This window comes from Vibrio sp. Isolate30 (assembly GCF_022397975.1).
GTDB classification, from domain to species: domain Bacteria; phylum Pseudomonadota; class Gammaproteobacteria; order Enterobacterales; family Vibrionaceae; genus Vibrio; species Vibrio fortis.
Genome location: NZ_JAKEUS010000001.1, coordinates 1,262,888 through 1,280,778 on the forward strand (window position 1 = coordinate 1,262,888; position 17,891 = coordinate 1,280,778).

The window sequence follows — 17,891 nt, forward strand, 5'->3', positions numbered from 1 at the left end:
ATTTTAATTCGCTGATTTACTTCAACTCACCAATCGTCAATAGCGGTCCATTCTCAATATAAGCCAATGATTCTAGTACGATTCCGTTGGTGTTTGCTGTCACTGCTTTGTTAGTACGGCCATCAATTTCATAACGACCTGAGTACCAACCTTTCTCATCCGAGTACAAAGCAGAAGCCTCATTGATCAGAACATCGGTGTAATCTGAATCATAAAGGGCGTACCAACCAAATGCGGCCTTAGTTGATAGAGTTTTCAAATGCGATTGGTCTTTACCATCATCAGAGATGGCATTCCATTTTTCACCATCCGAGAATACGGTGTTGTAGACGAAGTATGGTGCCTCATCGACGTTGTCTTCACTCACCGCGGTGACAATACCTGTGTCTTCATAACGACGCTCTTGTGCTTGGAAAATACGATGTGCAAATACCTTAGACACACTATCTGCACCAAATTCGATACCATCAAGAATGTAAGACTCACTCACGACATAGTTATGAGCGTGGAATTTTGAAGGGTCACGTTTATCTGTTGGAATTTCAATACCGTAAATATCAACCATGTCTAGGTAATCGATATATTTCATAGAGTTAAATACATCACGTCCCATCAAGGCTAATGATTTAGAAGCGTACTCTTCGTATCCGATACGACCTTCTTGTACAAGCTCCATCACGCTAGAATCGGAGGTAGGACGCGCACCATACATATAGCCGTCAACCAACATCGCGCTCACTTTCCAGTGGTTCAATACGTCGTTAACCTGCTTGTTAAACTGAGGATATTGCCAAATCATAATGTTCATAGGGACAAGGATTCGACCAATATCGATCGCAGACCAACCAATACCATTTTCAATCGGATTGTTAGCGTAATCCACCATCTCTAAGGTTTGAGTGTTGTACGCTTTGTTTGGTAATAGGCCATCAACGAGAGGTAAACGTGCCAAGGTGGTGAGTGCCTTTTCCATACGCAACTCAAACTCTTCAGTTGAGATGATATTGATCTTCTCAGCAGAGATAAGCCCCATAAGATAAGAGGCCGTATCCCACATCGTGGTTGAAGGATAGCCATCTACTGAGTTCACCAAACCGGTATTTTCTTGGTAGTTGTTCTCGAAATACTGCCAAGCCACATTGGCCCACTCGAACTCTTGTTCTGACAAAACTCGTGAAGACTTGAATGGGATGTCCTCTGGAATTTCAAAGGTAATATTTCCAAGTACCCTTCCCGACTCTCGAGTCTCGATACTGAAAGCGATAATAAGTGCTGTGGCCAACCCCAAGATGAACACAATGTGGTGACGAGCATTTACCAGTGATTTCTTAAACTCCATACTTCAACTCCTCTGAATTGGTCGCTTCTTCACCTTCGCTTTCTGCGGGTGGTGTCCAGAATGCTGCAGCGATCATTCCCCACATCGCTAACATGTTGTTGAGAATCCAAAATGTATTTAGAACAAGGCCGCCCACAGAGTAATCTCCCCATGAGCCGGTTGAATGGCCAAACCATGCAAACAACAAACTAAATAGACTTAATCCAAATACCATTGCTTGAGGTATAACTAACTTAAAGAAATTACCGGTTTGACGCTCTTTCGGCGTAGTTGGGAAGCTGATTTTCCGACCGCGTAACACCGTCCATAACGCCCGTAAGTTGACTGGGAAGAATGAAAGGAAGTTCGTCTTGCCTTTATATCCCGCCACACCCCATGTTCCTGTCATCATCGCTAGCTCTGCCGTGATCACATAAGGCAAGAAGTGGAGGTAGAACGTTACGTCATAAGCACTAACTGGCGCTATGGATGTCAAAAAGTAGATGATTGGGCATGCTAAGAACACGATGTTCCAGATCGCCGATAAATTGGACCAAAAACTTGCGCCATACATCAGCTTTTGTTTTAAGTGCAGACCTTTACGGAAGATAGGATTGTCATTCATGAAAATGTCAATCGAGCCACCAGAATATTTAAATCGTTGCACTGTCCACGTTTGTAAATCTTGTGGCGAGAGCATTTTACTCTCGACATTCGGATGCATCACCGATCGCCAATTACGCTCGCGGTCAGAGTGTAGGACGATCGACGTATAAAGGTCTTCAGACACATGGAACTTATAGGGGGTAAATTCCGTATCAAACAAGATCTCATCACGCAGATTATCCGATACCGACTGCTCAACCTTCTTCTCTTTGGTTAGACGGCGGATCTGCGCTTCGATCTCATCTTGTTCTTTGGTGATTTGTTCTGCATAAGCTCTTAGCGCCGCTTCCATTACTGCTTCACGGCGGTGAATTGAGCCGGCACCACAACAGAAAGACGAGTTCACCCAGTTGCGTCGACGTTGAATAACGTCGTAGAACATTTGCGGATCGTTTACAAACGGGTCTTCACCTAGCGTTACAGGGCCATAGAATCTCTCTATACCTGAGCCAATAGATTTCGCCCATGTACCCACTTTTCTTTCAAGAAACTCAGGTAAACGCTCGCCTTCTGGCAAATCGAAGAACCATTGCGGTGTTTGAACCCAAGCCACTGTAGGGTCTCTAAAGTAACCAAGCGTGTTTTCAAGAATGGTTGAGAAAGGACGGGTATCCGCATCACAAATAACAACAAAGTCGCCACTGGTACGTTCCATCGCATTACGTAGATTACCCGCCTTGAAACCGACATTACCATCACGAGTAATGTAACCAACGCCCATCTCTTTAGCCATCGCTTCCATTTCTGGGCGCTTACCATCATCAAGAATGAAGATTTTGATCGTAATATCGTGCGGATAAGTGATCTTCTGTGCATCTAAGATACTCAATTTAACCAGCTCTGGCTCTTCATCGTAGCTAGGAAAGAACACATCGACGCTGATGGGTCTATCTTCTTGAGTATCTAAGCTACATTCAGATATTTTGTATGGTGGTGCTTTCTTTGGTTCATCTTCGACTTTCCACAAGTTATAAGTGAACAGCATTGAACCGATAAATGCACAAGACTCTGCAAATGCCAAAGGTAACGAGAACCATAAAGCATCGTAGTTAAGCGCATACATCCAACGCCAACCCAGATACCAAATGCCGAGTGTTAAGTTACATGTTGCTAAATACTGATACAGAAGCTCTCTGGGAATACTATGAGGTACAGGTTCTGGTGGCACCCTGTGTTCAAACTTCTCAAAATAATTATCCATTTGTTCCTTTCCCTATTTTATTGACCTAGCCATCTCTTATTAGAATGTTCTAATCAGGGGGGACACACGTTTTCTATAAGGTCGCTTTCTTCAAGTTCCTTAGTCATCATGAAACAGTTTTCTCCATCCTCTACACGTAGCTTGACGTCATCCATCAATGCAGAAACAATCATGAATCCTCTTCCAGATGTCGCCCAAGTGGTGTCGTCATCAGGGTCCATATCCACAAATTCGTTGGACAAAGCCTTTTCCAACTGAGTTTGTGTCATGGGTTCGCCTCTATCGATAATATCGATACAAATCGTCTTGGTTTTTGAATCTTCGTTTAGGTTGCACTTAACTTTGACTGGTTTGCCTTCTTGTTCGCTGTACGCGTGTATATAAGTGTTGTTCACCATCTCGACGACACACAGTTCTAACTGAGTGGCTAATACTGGAGAAATGCCTATACCAGACCAATAATCGTTGAGTTCTACGGCGACTTGTCGCGAGGTCTCTAAGGAGCTTTTATAAGCTTGTTCGAATACGTCTAACATCGGCACACTCCTCTGCTACATACCATTCAACATGTCAGATACACGATTGTGCGCAGCGTATGTACGCAGATTGCGCCAGTTCAAATCATGATTCTGCTCACCATCATGTCCAATGCAGTACTGACCAAAGATGGTTTGATGTTTAATATGACAACCTTCTTTGACATGAATGTTGTCAAAGATAAGCGACTCTTCCACCACTGCTTTTTCATCTAACTGGCAGTTTGCGCCAATCAACGCCGGGCCGATCACTTTGGCATTAGGATCAACTTTGCACCCGCTTCCGATAACAACAGGCGGCTGAAGGTTACAGTTGTTAACATCAACCACGGTGTTGATCCCAACCCATACGCCAGCTTTTACTTGAGTGCCCGGGATACGATAACCTGGTACTTTGCCCTGTAAGATATCTTTGGTCACACTCCAGATATCCGTGATATTACCCACATCGAGCCATTGGAAGTTCATCTCAACGGCGTAAAACGGGACGTGCTTCTCCACCAGCATTGGGAACAACTCACTACCGATATCGTATTCCCCCTCTTTCGGTATGTAATCAAATATGGCTGGTTCAAAGATATAAATACCCGTGTTTATTTGAGTGGAGAGCGCTTCTTCTTTGGATGGCTTCTCTTGGAAGCTGGTAACAAGCCCTTTTTCGTCAGCGACGACAACACCGTATTTTTCAACTTCATCTAAAATGACGCTTTTGGTAATGATGGTTGCGATACCGCCATTTTTTTTGTGCTTGCGAACGGCTTCAGTCAGATCTAAGTCGATCCAAGCATCGCCACAAACAACCACGAAGGTCTCATCAAAAAAGCCTGAAAACTGCTGAATTTTCTGCATACCGCCAGCCGAGCCCAGCGCTTTACTTTGATATTGTCCATCAACACATTCGCCCTCATAGGAGTATGAAAGCTGAACATCGAAGTGATGCCCATCGCCGAAGTACCCTTCAATAACTTCCGCTAAATGGCTAGTGTTAATCACAATCTTATTGATATTGTGTTGTGAAAAGAGCTCAATCATCGATTCCATTACCGGCTTACCCAGGATTGGAATCATTGGCTTAGGCAGCGACTGAGTAATTGGCTTAACTCGTGTACCTTTCCCTGCTGCTAAGATCATCCCTTTCATATCAGCCCCCTTTACACAGCAGTCGCGAGTGCTTCATCAACGCTGGTATAAGTCTTGATCAGCCTATCCATGCGCGTGAGTTTAAACAGGTCTTGAACGGGTTTTTGAGCGTTTGCAACGGCTATTTTCTTGTCGCGAAGCATCTTATACACACCCATAACTGCACCTAGACCACTGCTATCCATGAACTTAACGTTACTGATATCAAGCACAACATTTGGCAATAGATCCGGCGTTAGTGTCTCCAAAACTTCTCTAAACTGTGGTGCCAGTTTGGCGTCAAATCGCTCTTCGTTTACTTGAAGAACTGTGCTGTTGCCTTGTTGACTAATTTCATATCGCATTGAGCTTCTCCTTCTTGAGGGCCTTTCCATTCTGCAACTAAGACGCTGACGTCATCATCGAAACAGTCTGACTTGGTCCAGTCTCTAACGTTATTTACTAATAATTCGGTTTGTCGTTGAATCGGATATTGACTCAGTTGTTCGATAGCTTCTCGCAAGCCTTCTTCGGAATACTGTTCGTCTCCGTTATCGGCTTCTGTGATGCCATCAGAGTAGAACCAGATTTTGTCACCTGGTTGAAGTTGAATTTGTGCAGCTTGATATTCCACGTCATCAAAAGCCCCGACAACAAAGTTATCGTGACCAATCAGTTCTGCGTTTCCTTGATTTCCGTGATACCAAACCAAAGGTGGGTGACCAGCACAACAATATGACATCAAGCCGGTTTTTACATTTAGCACGGCATAAATCATGGTGAAGTAGAGAATGTTGGCGTCATTACTCATGTACATTTCGTTGAGTTTGGATACCACATCAGCCGGTGCACATACCGTTGAAGTGTCGCCTTCATTTTTAAGAACAACCGAAGAACTGCCCTGCTGTACCGATAAACTTGTTTGCACAGAGAAAGACATCAGTGCGGACGAAACGCCGTGACCGGCAACATCGAATAGGTAGAAAGCAACGTGATCAGTGTCGAGCTGCATGTATCCGAGCATATCTCCGCCCACTTGCGCACTTGGAATAGAGATATAGCTCAGCTCAACACAGCTAAAATGCTTGGTCTTTGGCAGGATTTGACGAATAAGTTCACTTGCAGAGTCAAGGTCACGCTTAATTGTCTCATAGGCTCTATCGAGCTTGGTGTTTTTATCAACCACTTCATTGTGGAGAGCTAAAGTGCGGAAACCAGCTCTAACCCGAGCATCTAGCTCATCGATGGATGTTTTTTTGTCAATGAAGTCGTCGGCACCTGCATCAATGCCGTTGATGATTGAGGCTTCGTCACCTTTCGAAGAGAGAAGAACAAAGAAAATATAACGATGGTAGTTTTTAGACTTAAGCTCACTGCATAGTTCTACCCCGCTCATGCCAGGCATCATCCAATCACTGAGAACAAGCTGGATATCATCATTGTCAGCTAATATCTGTAATGCTTCTTCACCACCAGTCGCAGTGTGCACTTGATAGCCGCGCTTTTTCAAAACCGAACTCATATAAATCAATATGGTACGGTTATCATCAACCAACAGAATATCCTTCATTCTCTACCCTAAGCCTTTTCTGACGTTCTTATCACACTTCTGCCAATTATGATTTTGGCTTTGGTTCACGTGCTTTATTACTTTAGGTTAGACTCAACTCATTGCTTTGCAAATTGTTTCTTATAATTTTGTTATACTTAAGTTAACGTTGTGCGGTATTTAACACAATCACAGGGAGCGGATTGTTAGAAATGACAGTAACTATTCGACAAAGACTCATAATCGCTACTGTTCTATTTTCAAATAGCGTAGTGGCAGACAGCTTTCTGGCGAATACCGCCCCAAATGCTCCTCCACCTCAAGAGAACGCGACGTTGTCGGGCAATAGCCATAATAACTCCAAACAGGAGGTACCAACCGACGACGAAATCGATGAGATCTGGAAAGGAGTATCCAGTTCATTTGCGTTTCCTTTTCAAGATTGGGAAGACCGAGAGCTCTTTGATGGACTGAGTGGTAACGTAGGTTTTCACCAACCACTGGCGGAGACAGAGTCAGCCAATATTCCAGCAGGCAGTACTCAAGGCCCATCCAACGTTAATCAAACCCTAACGCTATCTTTAAAGTACACCATAGCAGGTGCCTGGTTTGTGTCTGGTACCGTTTATCACTATTTAGACAGCGACCAACAGCAGGCGTGGAACCCAGATTTCACTTATGTGTTTGGCTACAGTGACTGGCGCCCTTATACGCTGAGTTTGGTCTATTCAAATTACGGAGGGAACCGGTTTAACCCTGACCCAGGGCAAAGCCGCACCGAGTTTAAGCAAGGAACATGGTCGCTAGGATGGAAATTCCCTATCAAGTCCCCTTTTGCCGATCTTTTTAGGTTCACCGATGACGGCGCAATAGGTTGCCAAATTGACTATAACTTCACACCTGAATATTTCGACCTTGCGACAACCCAATATAAAAACAACCACCAAACCGTTAGCTTGGGATGCAAATATTCCATTTGGGGCAACTGGTATGTTAATGGCACCGCGTTTTACTATTTTGACAAACAGCAACAACAACCTTGGAACCCAGACTATACCTACGGTTTCGGTTACTTTGACTGGCGACCAGGTACCATCACTTTGCAATATAACAATTATTCTGGGAATCGCTGGAACTCTTCAGACAGAGGTGAAGATACAGGTCGTTTCAAAGATGGTTCTATTACCTTGACATACAGTTTCGCTTTTTAGTCTTCTCCTACCATTACTCATTGATTTCATTAGTTTTGAGATTCTTTGTGGCAAAGCGCTTCAAGCCGTCTAATCTTAAGTTACAACTCAAAGTATGCAACTGGCACCATAAATGCAATTAGCAATATGAGATTCAAATAAATGCGCTAATTGCAAGACCAGACTATTTGAAGCTTAACGTCAGACAATATCACCTTATACGGCTAGGAGAAGGCTCATGGAAGGAACTAAACACGACGATCTAATAGTAGGCACAGACCAAGACGATAATGTAAATAGCCGCGCGGGTAATGACGAAATAAGCACTCTAGCAGGTGATGATTTTGTTGCTGCAGGTGAAGGTAGCGATAATATCTCGTCGGGCAGTGGTAATGACACAGTACTAGGCGACATAGAATACAACCATGAAGAAAACAGTGATACCCCAACAAGTGGAGACGACTCATGGGGCGAATCGTACACCGCTTATGAGTTTGATGCACAAACCAATGAGCAACAATCTTCCCATACCGTTAGATTAGACAACTTTGCCGTCAATCAGGCTGTTAATACCTCAACGTCTGCCAGTGGCTTCTCACCGAATAGTACTGTGACCGTACAGCTTACCGATGAAAACGGAACCATCATCGCTTCTCAAATTGCAACAGTAGACGCGAATGGAAACATCTCCGTAGACACTGAAATACCTGAATCCTCTATTGGTGACAGCGGCGCAGTCACCTTTACCTTCCTCAACGAAAATGGCGAGACTATCTCTACCATTGACGACATGAACGTGGCAGTTCGAAACATTTACGACGATACCATTGATGGTGGTAGTGGAGACGACATTCTCAAAGGCCAGCAAGGCAACGACACCATTTACGGTGGCGAAGGTAATGACTTCCTCGATGGTGACATTAACAACGATACTTTATACGGTGAAGCTGGTGACGATGTTTTAGTGGGCGGTAATGGAGACGATTACCTAGATGGCGGCACGGGCAACGATACCCTACTCGGCTCTGACGGTGACGACACTATACATGGCGGCAAAGGTGACGACCTATTAATGGGCGAGCTGGGTGATGATGTTCTCCACGGGGGAGACGGACACGATACTCTGATCGGTGATGATGGCCAAGATGCCCTTTATGGGGGCGAAGGGAACGACAAACTCTTCGGTGGTAAAGGCAACGATGTTCTTGAAGGCAACCAAGGCAACGACGAAATTCATGGTGAACAAGGCGACGATGTCATCGCTGGTGGCGAAGGTGATGATTTCATACTCGGTGGCGCGGGGGCTGACCAAATCTCTGGCGATGCAGGTAACGACCTACTGCTTGGCGGTGACGGAGACGACACAATCACCGGTGGTGAGGGTCACGATACCTTAGTGGGTGAATTTGGTGATGACATCATGAGTGGTGGCGAAGGACACGACACACTTTATGGTGATATCGGTGATGACACATTAACCGGCGGCACAGGTAATGACCAACTCTTTGGTGGTCAAGGTGATGATGTGATTGATGGTGGTGAAGGTGACGACATTGTTCATGGTAATGAAGGTGTCGATACCATCACAACAGGCCTAGGCGACGACCAGGTCTATGCTGGTTCTGGCGACGACATCATCGATACGGGAGAAGGTGCTGACACGGTGTTTGGTGAAACTGGACATAACCAAATCACATCAGGCGCTGGCGACGATACTATCTATACAGACGACGGTAACGACACGATTGATACTGGCGAAGGCCACGACACGATCTTTGCTGGTGACGGTGAGAACACCATTGCTTCAGGTTCAGGCGACGATTTGATGTATGCAGGGGCTGGGCAAGATTCCATTCAAACCGGCGCTGGTCACGACACCGTTTATGCTGGTGACGGGGACAATACTGTCGACTCTGGTGCTGACCACGATGCCGTTTATTCTGGTAGCGGCAGTGACAACATCAATCTTGGTGAGGGGCACGACAAAGCGTTTACCGGTGCCGGACAAGATAACATTGTCGCTGGCTCAGGTAATGACCAAGTTTATGCTGGTGCTGACGACGACGTTATCCAAGGTGTCGCGGGCAACAACCAACTGTTTGGTGAAGGTGGTAATGACACTATTACTGCAGGTCTGAATTCAAGTGAGCTCTATGGTGGTAGCGGAGAAGACACCCTAACCGGCTCTACCGAAAACGATAGCCTCTACGGCGGTAGCGGTGACGATTCAATTCAAGCTGGCGAAGGAGACGACTTCATTGAAGGTAACCAAGGTAGCGATGAGATCTACGCAGGCGCTGGCAACGATACTGTACTGGGTGGTGCCAACGATGATGTGATTCACGGCGGTACCGGTAGCGATACCCTAATCGGTGATGATGGTGATGACGTTATCAAAGGTGAAGAAGGCGACGACATTCTTGTTGGCGGTACGGGTAATGACCAACTTGATGGTGGTGCTGGTCGTAGCGAAATCTATGGTGAAAGTGGTAATGACGTTATTAGCAGTTCCGACCAAGATGACCTACTTTCCGGTGGTTCAGGCAACGATACCATTACCTCTGGAGCTGGCCATGACACCGTTTATGCGGGTTCAGGAACCGATAACATCACTACTGGAGAAGGCAACGACACCGTCTATGGTGAATCTGGTGCCAATACGATCGATACAGGCCTAGGTGATGATACTGTCTACGGTGGTATCAACTCCGACAACATCACCACTGGCGAAGGTGCCGACCAAATATATGCAGGCGATGGTGCGGATACTATTGATGCAGGCGCAGGCAATGACCACATTGATGCAGGGAGTGGCGACGACGTACTTAAAGGTGGTGATGGTGACGATGCCCTATTTGGGGGTGCAGGTAACGACGAACTCATTGGTGGTGATGGCTATGATCTTTTGGCTGGTGGTGACGGCGATGACGTTATCCGCGATGATGGTCAAGATACCCTACTCGGTGAACAAGGCAATGATACGCTTATCGCCGCTGCTACGGGTAGCCACAACATTTTCGGTGGCGAAGGTGACGATACGCTGATTGGTAGCGAACAAGCTGATACCTTATACGGGGGCGCGGACAACGATACGATCACTGGCGAAGGCGGAGACGATGTCCTTTACGCAGGTAGTGGTAAAGACACCATTGACGCAGGTACAGGTGATGACACCGTGTATGGCGAGGATGGTGCAAATAAGATCACACTCGGTGAAGGCGACGACACACTTTATGGTGGTGCGGGTGCAGATACTGCGACAGGCGGTCTAGGTGACGATATTATTTCTGGTGCAGCGGGCAATGACAACCTTTCCGGTAATGAAGGGGAAGACTTAATCGATGCGGGCGAAGGACACGATACCGTTTCAGGGGGCGACGACAACGACCTTATCTTTGGTGGTGCGGGTAATGATAACTTGGCTGGTGATGCCGGCGATGACCAACTTTATTCCGGTTCTGGTGACGATACCTTATCTGGAGGCCTAGGCGACGATAAACTGATAGCTGAAGGCGGCAGTAATACTCTATCAGGTGGTGAAGGTAATGATACGCTCCTAGGTGGCTCCGGTGCGGACACCCTACTTGGTGGTGATGGTGACGACTACATCGAAGATACCTCAAACAACAACATCATCGATGGTGGCGATGGTGATGACAACATCCAACTGACGGGCGCAAGCAACACAGTTTCGGGGGGCGCGGGTGCCGATATCATCAGCTCCACAGGTGGTGGCGTCAATGACATTTCCGGTGATGACGGCAACGATACAATCACCGTTACTGGCAGCGTCAACACGATTGCTGGAGGCGCAGGAAATGACACTATTACGGCGTCTGGCGGAACCAACGATATTACTGGCGGTGAAGGAAACGACAATATTACCGCGAGTGGCGACACCAATACCATTGACGGTGGTGAAGGCAGCGATACGATCAGAGTGAATTCCGGCAACAGTACTGTTTCTGGTGATGAGGGGAACGACTCAATCACTACTGGTAGCAGTTCAGACACACTTTACGGTGGTACGGGTGCAGATACCCTATCCTCTGGTGCTGGCAACGATAGTTTATTCGGTGGTTCAGATAACGATAAGCTATATGCAGGCGATGGAGACGATACTCTCGAAGGTGGTGAAGGCAATGACATCATGTACGGTCAGAATGACCACGATACTCTAGATGGCGGTGCGGGTAACGACTACCTATCTGGCGGTTCCGGTAACGACACACTCGTGGGTGGTGAAGGCGACGATACCCTAAGAGGTGATTCAGGTGAAGACACATTATGGGGTGGCTCTGGAGACGATAACCTTGGCGGCGGTGGATCTGCCGATACTCTATTTGGTGAAGACGGCAACGACACACTATCAGGTAATGGAGGCAACGATATGTTATATGGTGCGAGCGGCGACGATAAACTATCCGGGGGTTCGGGTGACGATTATGTATCGGGCGGTGAAGGTAACGATACATTAAGTGGTAACAACAACGCGGATACTTTAGATGGCGGCGAAGGTGACGATAGACTGTCTGGCGACTCTGGTAATGACACTCTATTCGGCCAAGTGGGTAACGATATCCTCGACGGCGGTGAAGGTATCGACCAACTTTATGGCGGCGCGGGCAATGACCAACTGATCTTTGACTCTAGTGAGATTGAATCAGGAGAAGCAGGCGTGGTTCACTTTAGTGGCGGTTCAGACTTCGATGTACTGATTGTCGGCGGTGACAATCAGAGTCAAATGATCGATATGACTCACAATACTTTCCAAGAGATTGAGGGGGTGAAGATCAGCTCAAGCGATACTGAACTCGCGCTTGCTCTGGATAAGATTGCAGCCAATAACACCGCTGGTGACACAGCAGGACAATTTGTATGTACAGGTGCAAGTAGTATTGATGTATCTGGTTGGGGCTGGCAACTTACTGAGAGCCACCTAGAAATGAGCGACACTCTTCAAGACATCTACCGTGAAAGTAACATCGACACTGGTTCGCTATACGGCTATCGCTTCGAGAGTGAAGCAGGACAAGAAGTGGTTATTTGGAGCGACTTGAATAGCGGTGACATCAACTTCCCAGATTCAGAAGACGTATAACACGCTTCATTCACTCTCCAATAAGCGGCTCATCAAGAGCCGCTTTCTGTTTCACGCCATTCCATACGGCATAACACATCAATACGACCAGATAGTTCACAATTTGATGGTTCATAAAAAAGATGGACTCATGTGAGTCCATCTTAACTTGGCTACAAAACCATACTGTTCTAGAGCCTTAAACCAAAGCAATACGCCCTAATTGTATCCGTTCACCCTTCAATACAGATCTCTCGGGTTTTACGGGTTAGCTGAGCATCATTTGAAATCACAAAGAAGTAATATTCGGAGCTAAGTTCATTTTGTTGAATGTAAGTACGCATATGGTTAAGCATGCTTTTCGCCTCCCCATAACGTTCTAAGTACTCAGGGTCGCACTTGTTAACCAAATCTAAGTCTACGCGCAAGTTTGAGAAATTAGTCATGATTTCATCGACCCGCTTTTCTGTCTCAGCCCTTTGCGCTTTTGTCGAATACTCACCTTCTAATTCAGTTCGTTGAGCCTCTAATGCTTTTTGATTTTGTTGCGCAAGAGCAAATTTCTCTTTGGCTAATTGCTCATTCATCGCAAGCTTGGCACTTTTCACCGAATCTTTTTCAGAGAGATATCGAGAACGGTAAGTACGAGCTGATTTATTCGCCTTAGCCAAAGCGATATTGGAAGCAGCTAACTGCTCGGTTAATTCATCTATTTCTTGTGACATTTCCACCAGCTTGAGATCAGCGGCTGCGATTTGACTTTCATACGTTTCATCGTCCATCTGTTTAACGTATGTCATTGAAGCCATTTGATCGGTCAGCTCCGCAATCACCTCGTTCAATGCTTCTATATCTGCGTCTTTCTCCGAAACTCTTTCGGCAATCAAGGTATCAATTCGCGATTCAATACTCGCGTTTTTATAACCAAAGTAGCCTGCAGCAGCGGTCGAAGTGATGACTACAGCCGTCATCAACGCAATAGGTCCTTTACTCACAGTGGCCTCCTTAAATCACTTGTTTGTAGCACTTCTGCTCACACTTCGGGCAGATATAAGATTGACGGTCAATCCGCTGTGAACAATGTGGGCAAGTACCCTGCTTTCGGTCACTGCTCATCAGTAACAAAATCAGCCCAATCGGGCCAAGTACGTATCCCAGTAGAACACCCGCCACTAAGTTGTTCTTTTTGAAACCGACGTAAGTACTCATCGCAAAGAAGCACAAATAAAAACCTAACCAAAACACCATCGACTCATGCATTATGTTTCCCTCATAGCCTTAGCCATACCACTGGTGAGTGGGCCTATCAGATAATCCCACAGCGTACGTTCTTCTACTAAAATCAATACCTCGGTAAGCATCCCCGGATACAGTTCAATTTGGTTTTCCGCTTGCAATGACTGAAGATCGTCACGATCAAACCGGATTTTGACCAAATAGCCTTGGTCTTTTTCATCCGCGTCGCCACCTTTCACCACTCGGTCAGCAGACACATGAATCACTTCACCCAATACCGGCGGTACTTGCCTTGCACTGTATGCCGTCAAACGTATCCTTGCATCTTGCCCTGAGCGGACAATATCTATGTCTCTAGGAGGCACAATAGCTTCGACGATGAGCTCATCACTGTCAGGGACAATTTCCATCAGAACCTGCCCCGGGCGTACAACCCCACCAACACTAGAGATATTTAACCCAACAACACGTCCCTTGAATTCACTTCGGATCTGAATGCGTGAACGTACATCTTCTAGTGTATTCATCACCTGTTTGACGTCCCTCACTTCATCATTGACGGATTTAAGCTGTTGAGCGTAATCGCGTTTCAAATCCAATAACTGACTTTTGTAGCTCTGTTCTAATGTTTCTAATTCTCGCTTCGTGACATCTATGGTCACATTGATTTCAGCGAGCTCACCATCAATTCGAGCCAAGTGGCGACGAAGCTCCAGCATGCGAGTTTTAGATACGTATCCTTTAGCCACTAAGCCCTTAGTCATATCGATCTCTTGTTTGATCAAATCACGCTGTGAAGCGACGGCTTTTTTTTGAAACTGATTACCCTGAATCTTTTCTTTATAAAGAGTCGACTTTTGGCTGTATAAAGAGTCAATCAACTGTTTTCTCAATAACCCTTGTTCGAACTGTACTCTTTCGCTGTTCACAATAGGCATGACAATCAGCGAATCTCGTTCTTCACCGATCAAGCTTTCTGGCCACTGTGGCTCTTCTGATTCGTTCAAAAGTGCTTCGAGACGTGCCTTTTGTGCCACCAGCGAGAAATTGCGGTAAAGGTAACGTTTATAATCGGATTCGGACTTGGTATCTGAAAGTTCAAGCAGCACCTGGCCTACTTCTACCTGTTCGCCATCTTTAACCAACACCTCTTTAACCCAACCACCTTGTAAATGCTGAATTTGCTTTCTTTTGCTCTCAACCACCAAGTTACCGTGCGCAACTGAAGCTGAGCTCAACGACATTGTCATTGACCAAAAGAGAAAACCTCCAACGGTCACAAGTAGGATTGCAGAGCCAAGAATAATCAATTTACGTGTACTGAATTCGCGTTCCATAACGACTCCTATCCCCTGCGTTGTTCTTTGACTTGATCAATCTTGTTGGTATTGATGGTGTCGCCATCTCGCAACCCTAAGAACTGCTCACACGTTCCCGCTTTCTCGACGCGCCCTTCTTTTAAGCTAATGACCCAATCCATTTGACGTAAAAAGCCAGGACGATGGGAAATCATCACAACAGTAATGCTGTTCTCTTTACAGTGCTGCAGGACAATCGCAAGCGCGGTTTCACCTTCCGGATCGAGATTGGAATTAGGTTCATCAAGAACCAGAACTTTCGGATTTGAATAAATAGCTCGTGCAAGCCCGATACGCTGCTTCTGACCGCCAGACAGTAAGATTCCTCCTTCACCAATGTAAGTGTCATACCCATCTGGTAGCGCCATAATCAACTCATGGATACACGCGAGTTTCGCTGCAGAAACAACATCTTCATCGTTACAATCGGAGAAGCGAGATATGTTCTGCTTCACTGTTCCGGCTAGTAATCCGACATGCTGCGGGAGATAACCAATGTACTGTCCAAATTGGTTCTGATCCCACTTTTCAACGGTTGCACCATCTATCTTGATTTCCCCAACGCTTGCTTTGTGTATGCCCATTAATAGGCTTGCCAGTGATGACTTACCGGAGCCAGAGTTGCCCATCACTGCAAGTGCGTGGCCCGCTCCTAATTTGAAGTTGATACCCTGTAACGTCGGAGCTTTTGCTCCTGGGAACTTCAATGAGACATTATTGAATTGAATCTCCCCACGAGGTTTGGGAAGTAAGGTTTTAGCGGAAGGATTGGTTAATGAGGCGCATTTTTTTAGGCGGCTCCAAGATTGATATGCGCTGTACCAAGATTTCCAGCCACTGACAGCACTTTCAAACGGGCTCAATACACGACCAATTAAGATTGAGCTGGCAATAACGGCACCCAATCCTATCTGTTGTTGCAGAGCCAAATAAACGCCAAGTGTTAACACCACAACTTGTAATAACGTTCTGAAATAGCGGCTCACGGCTAACAGCAACCCGACTCGCGCATTAACCAACCATTGCAAGCTTAATACTTTATGATTTTTCTCTTCCCAAACCTTGCCGATATTTTGGCTCATGCCCATAGCTTTGAGTGTCGGTGCGTTACGTAAAAAGTCGTTAAGCTCCATTGCGACTTTTCCTGTCTCTTCCTGTGCGACACCACTTACCTTGCGTCCACCGAGCATCATCACAACCGTCAACAGAGAAAACACAATCGCTCCTGTTAGAGCAACAATGCCAATGTAAGGATGGAGAAAAAACAGCAGTAACAAGAACAGTGGCGTAAAAGGGAGATCAAGGATTGAAGAGGTGGATGGCGAAGCTAGAAAGTTACGTAGCGTGCTCAAATCGTGCAGTGGCTGCTTATCAATACTGTTAGTCTGAGAAGAGGTAGAGATACTGAGATCCAACAACTGTCCACTGAGTTGAGTGTCTAACTTGAGCGCAGACCGCTGCATGAGCAAGGTGCGAATATATTCGAGCGCAGACTGAGAGGTCACCAAAAAGAGAGTGATACCGAGCAATGCAAACAGTGTTTCAATACTGGCACTGCTCATTACCCTATCGAACAGTTGTAAACTATAGACTGGTACTGCCAACACCAGAAGATTAATGCCCATACTAAAGCCAACGGCAGCCCAAGCCTCTCTCTTCACACTGTGAAAAGGGCTCAGTTTCAAATCATCCATATTAAGCCAACTCACTTAGTTGCATATTATTATACAGTGAGTATAGACAAGAATTGACTTGTTTCAGGAGAATGAAGAATTAATTTAAGATTATCTCTTTGTAATTTCTCGATAACTTGGACTATCGCACAACTTTCACAATTTCATGAAGTTAACGATAACCTTGTGTTTAGATTTCTTCATTATCGCTTTTATACCAAATTAAACTGCTCACTGATCTCGTAGCCTGTCGCGACTTCACGATGACTCTCTTTAATGATCCAGTTAATCGGATTTCTCACCCAAGGTTGCGGGTCTTTGGCTGGAAAGCCTTCACTGACTCGCAGTGCAACCACTTCAAAGCCAAGTGATTCACAAGTTTCGATACAGCGCTGAGCATGCCACGACTGAGCGATTACAGTGATCTTAGCAAGACCAATATCATTCAACGCTGCTCTCGCAACATCCGTTGTGGTTTGGTAAGCGCTGTTTTGAATGCTCACATGAGGGGTTACTTTCAAATGAGCCGCAACTTCTTGTTGTACATAACACGGAGCAAGTGGATTTTCTTGGTGAAATCGCTCCACTTCCTTAGCAAGATGTTGGTTAACGTCGTCGCTATCGCCAAATGAAAAAGCAATGACCCCTTTAGAGTCGGTGACGTCACCACAATTCAATCGCTTGAGCACATTAGAGGATAGATAATCTGCAATTCTCTTTTTTGCTGGCTCTTCAATTTGATAACGAGAACTTGAGTAATGGTAGTCAGCAGAGAAATCATTGTGGGAGGCTTGCTGCTCTGGGACAACAATGCCTATTTCGTGAAGGAAATCGTAAAATTTGAACATAACAATCTTATCCTAACTAAATCAAAATCCATCTAGCCAGTTCTGTCCGTTGTTATGCCTCAAGTTTAACAGTTAATGTCCATCAACAACAAGATAATTGTTTAAATTATCACCAAC

General features: G+C 45.7%; 13 protein-coding genes. 2 read left to right on the top strand and 11 right to left on the bottom strand.

The window, feature by feature from the left end; genetic code table 11:
• Positions 1–16: 16 nt before the first annotated feature.
• Genes L1D60_RS05520 through L1D60_RS05545 form a run of 6 tightly spaced genes read right to left on the bottom strand, consistent with a single transcriptional unit; the run spans position 17 to position 6,410 of the window.
• Positions 17–1,339 carry a DUF3131 domain-containing protein gene (locus L1D60_RS05520; protein ID WP_239840104.1) on the bottom strand — a complete coding sequence of 441 codons (1,323 nt, stop codon included), beginning with the start codon at positions 1,337–1,339 and terminating at the stop codon, positions 17–19.
• Complete coding sequence (locus L1D60_RS05525) at positions 1,329–3,185, bottom strand: cellulose synthase catalytic subunit (protein WP_239840105.1); 1,857 nt, start codon at positions 3,183–3,185, stop codon at positions 1,329–1,331. The genes L1D60_RS05520 and L1D60_RS05525 overlap by 11 nt, the downstream gene beginning before the upstream one ends.
• 53 nt (positions 3,186–3,238) lie before the next feature.
• Positions 3,239–3,721 (bottom strand): ATP-binding protein, encoded by a 483-nt coding sequence (locus L1D60_RS05530; protein ID WP_239840106.1) that lies wholly within the window; start codon positions 3,719–3,721, stop codon positions 3,239–3,241.
• Positions 3,722–3,736: 15 nt separating this feature from the next.
• The gene (locus tag L1D60_RS05535) at positions 3,737–4,861 is read right to left on the bottom strand and encodes an NDP-sugar synthase (protein WP_239840107.1); all 1,125 of its coding nucleotides are present in this window, start codon (positions 4,859–4,861) and stop codon (positions 3,737–3,739) included.
• 11 nt (positions 4,862–4,872) lie between these two features.
• A complete protein-coding gene (locus L1D60_RS05540) occupies positions 4,873–5,205 on the bottom strand; it encodes an STAS domain-containing protein (protein WP_239840108.1) in 333 nt (110 codons plus the stop codon).
• Positions 5,157–6,410 (bottom strand): SpoIIE family protein phosphatase, encoded by a 1,254-nt coding sequence (locus L1D60_RS05545; RefSeq protein WP_239840109.1) that lies wholly within the window; start codon positions 6,408–6,410, stop codon positions 5,157–5,159. The genes L1D60_RS05540 and L1D60_RS05545 overlap by 49 nt, the downstream gene beginning before the upstream one ends.
• 191 nt (positions 6,411–6,601) lie before the next feature.
• Here L1D60_RS05545 and L1D60_RS05550 point away from each other — a divergent pair, with 191 nt between their 5' ends.
• Positions 6,602–7,600 carry a hypothetical protein gene (locus L1D60_RS05550; protein WP_239840110.1) on the top strand — a complete coding sequence of 333 codons (999 nt, stop codon included), beginning with the start codon at positions 6,602–6,604 and terminating at the stop codon, positions 7,598–7,600.
• Between the two features lie 217 nt (positions 7,601–7,817).
• A complete protein-coding gene (locus tag L1D60_RS05555) occupies positions 7,818–12,680 on the top strand; it encodes a calcium-binding protein (protein WP_239840111.1) in 4,863 nt (1,620 codons plus the stop codon).
• A gap of 212 nt (positions 12,681–12,892) precedes the next feature.
• Here the strand turns inward: L1D60_RS05555 and L1D60_RS05560 are convergent, their stop codons facing one another.
• The 5 genes from L1D60_RS05560 to L1D60_RS05580 form a co-directional block, all read right to left on the bottom strand.
• Entirely contained in the window at positions 12,893–13,654 is a 762-nt protein-coding gene (locus L1D60_RS05560) for a hypothetical protein (protein ID WP_239840112.1), read from the bottom strand.
• 10 nt (positions 13,655–13,664) lie between these two features.
• Positions 13,665–13,919, bottom strand: coding sequence for a hypothetical protein (locus L1D60_RS05565; RefSeq protein WP_239840113.1), 255 nt, complete (start codon positions 13,917–13,919; stop codon positions 13,665–13,667).
• Positions 13,919–15,232: an HlyD family type I secretion periplasmic adaptor subunit gene (locus L1D60_RS05570; protein ID WP_239840114.1), complete on the bottom strand. Its 1,314-nt coding sequence runs from the start codon at positions 15,230–15,232 to the stop codon at positions 13,919–13,921. The genes L1D60_RS05565 and L1D60_RS05570 overlap by 1 nt, the downstream gene beginning before the upstream one ends.
• Before the next feature lie 8 nt (positions 15,233–15,240).
• Positions 15,241–16,947 (bottom strand): type I secretion system permease/ATPase, encoded by a 1,707-nt coding sequence (locus tag L1D60_RS05575; RefSeq protein WP_239840115.1) that lies wholly within the window; start codon positions 16,945–16,947, stop codon positions 15,241–15,243.
• Positions 16,948–17,138: 191 nt separating this feature from the next.
• The gene (locus L1D60_RS05580) at positions 17,139–17,774 is read right to left on the bottom strand and encodes a hypothetical protein (protein ID WP_239840116.1); all 636 of its coding nucleotides are present in this window, start codon (positions 17,772–17,774) and stop codon (positions 17,139–17,141) included.
• Positions 17,775–17,891: the final 117 nt, after the last annotated feature.

Excerpts from the sequence above, each read along its gene's own strand:
- L1D60_RS05520 (WP_239840104.1), bottom strand. The coding sequence starts at position 1,339 with ATGGAGTTTAAGAAATCACTGGTAAATGCTCGTCACCACATTGTGTTC.
- L1D60_RS05525 (WP_239840105.1), bottom strand. The coding sequence starts at position 3,185 with ATGGATAATTATTTTGAGAAGTTTGAACACAGGGTGCCACCAGAACCT.
- L1D60_RS05530 (WP_239840106.1), bottom strand. The coding sequence starts at position 3,721 with ATGTTAGACGTATTCGAACAAGCTTATAAAAGCTCCTTAGAGACCTCG.
- L1D60_RS05535 (WP_239840107.1), bottom strand. The coding sequence starts at position 4,861 with ATGAAAGGGATGATCTTAGCAGCAGGGAAAGGTACACGAGTTAAGCCA.
- L1D60_RS05540 (WP_239840108.1), bottom strand. The coding sequence starts at position 5,205 with ATGCGATATGAAATTAGTCAACAAGGCAACAGCACAGTTCTTCAAGTA.
- L1D60_RS05545 (WP_239840109.1), bottom strand. The coding sequence starts at position 6,410 with ATGAAGGATATTCTGTTGGTTGATGATAACCGTACCATATTGATTTAT.
- L1D60_RS05550 (WP_239840110.1), top strand. The coding sequence starts at position 6,602 with ATGACAGTAACTATTCGACAAAGACTCATAATCGCTACTGTTCTATTT.
- L1D60_RS05555 (WP_239840111.1), top strand. The coding sequence starts at position 7,818 with ATGGAAGGAACTAAACACGACGATCTAATAGTAGGCACAGACCAAGAC.
- L1D60_RS05565 (WP_239840113.1), bottom strand. The coding sequence starts at position 13,919 with ATGCATGAGTCGATGGTGTTTTGGTTAGGTTTTTATTTGTGCTTCTTT.
- L1D60_RS05570 (WP_239840114.1), bottom strand. The coding sequence starts at position 15,232 with ATGGAACGCGAATTCAGTACACGTAAATTGATTATTCTTGGCTCTGCA.
- L1D60_RS05575 (WP_239840115.1), bottom strand. The coding sequence starts at position 16,947 with ATGGATGATTTGAAACTGAGCCCTTTTCACAGTGTGAAGAGAGAGGCT.
- L1D60_RS05580 (WP_239840116.1), bottom strand. The coding sequence starts at position 17,774 with ATGTTCAAATTTTACGATTTCCTTCACGAAATAGGCATTGTTGTCCCA.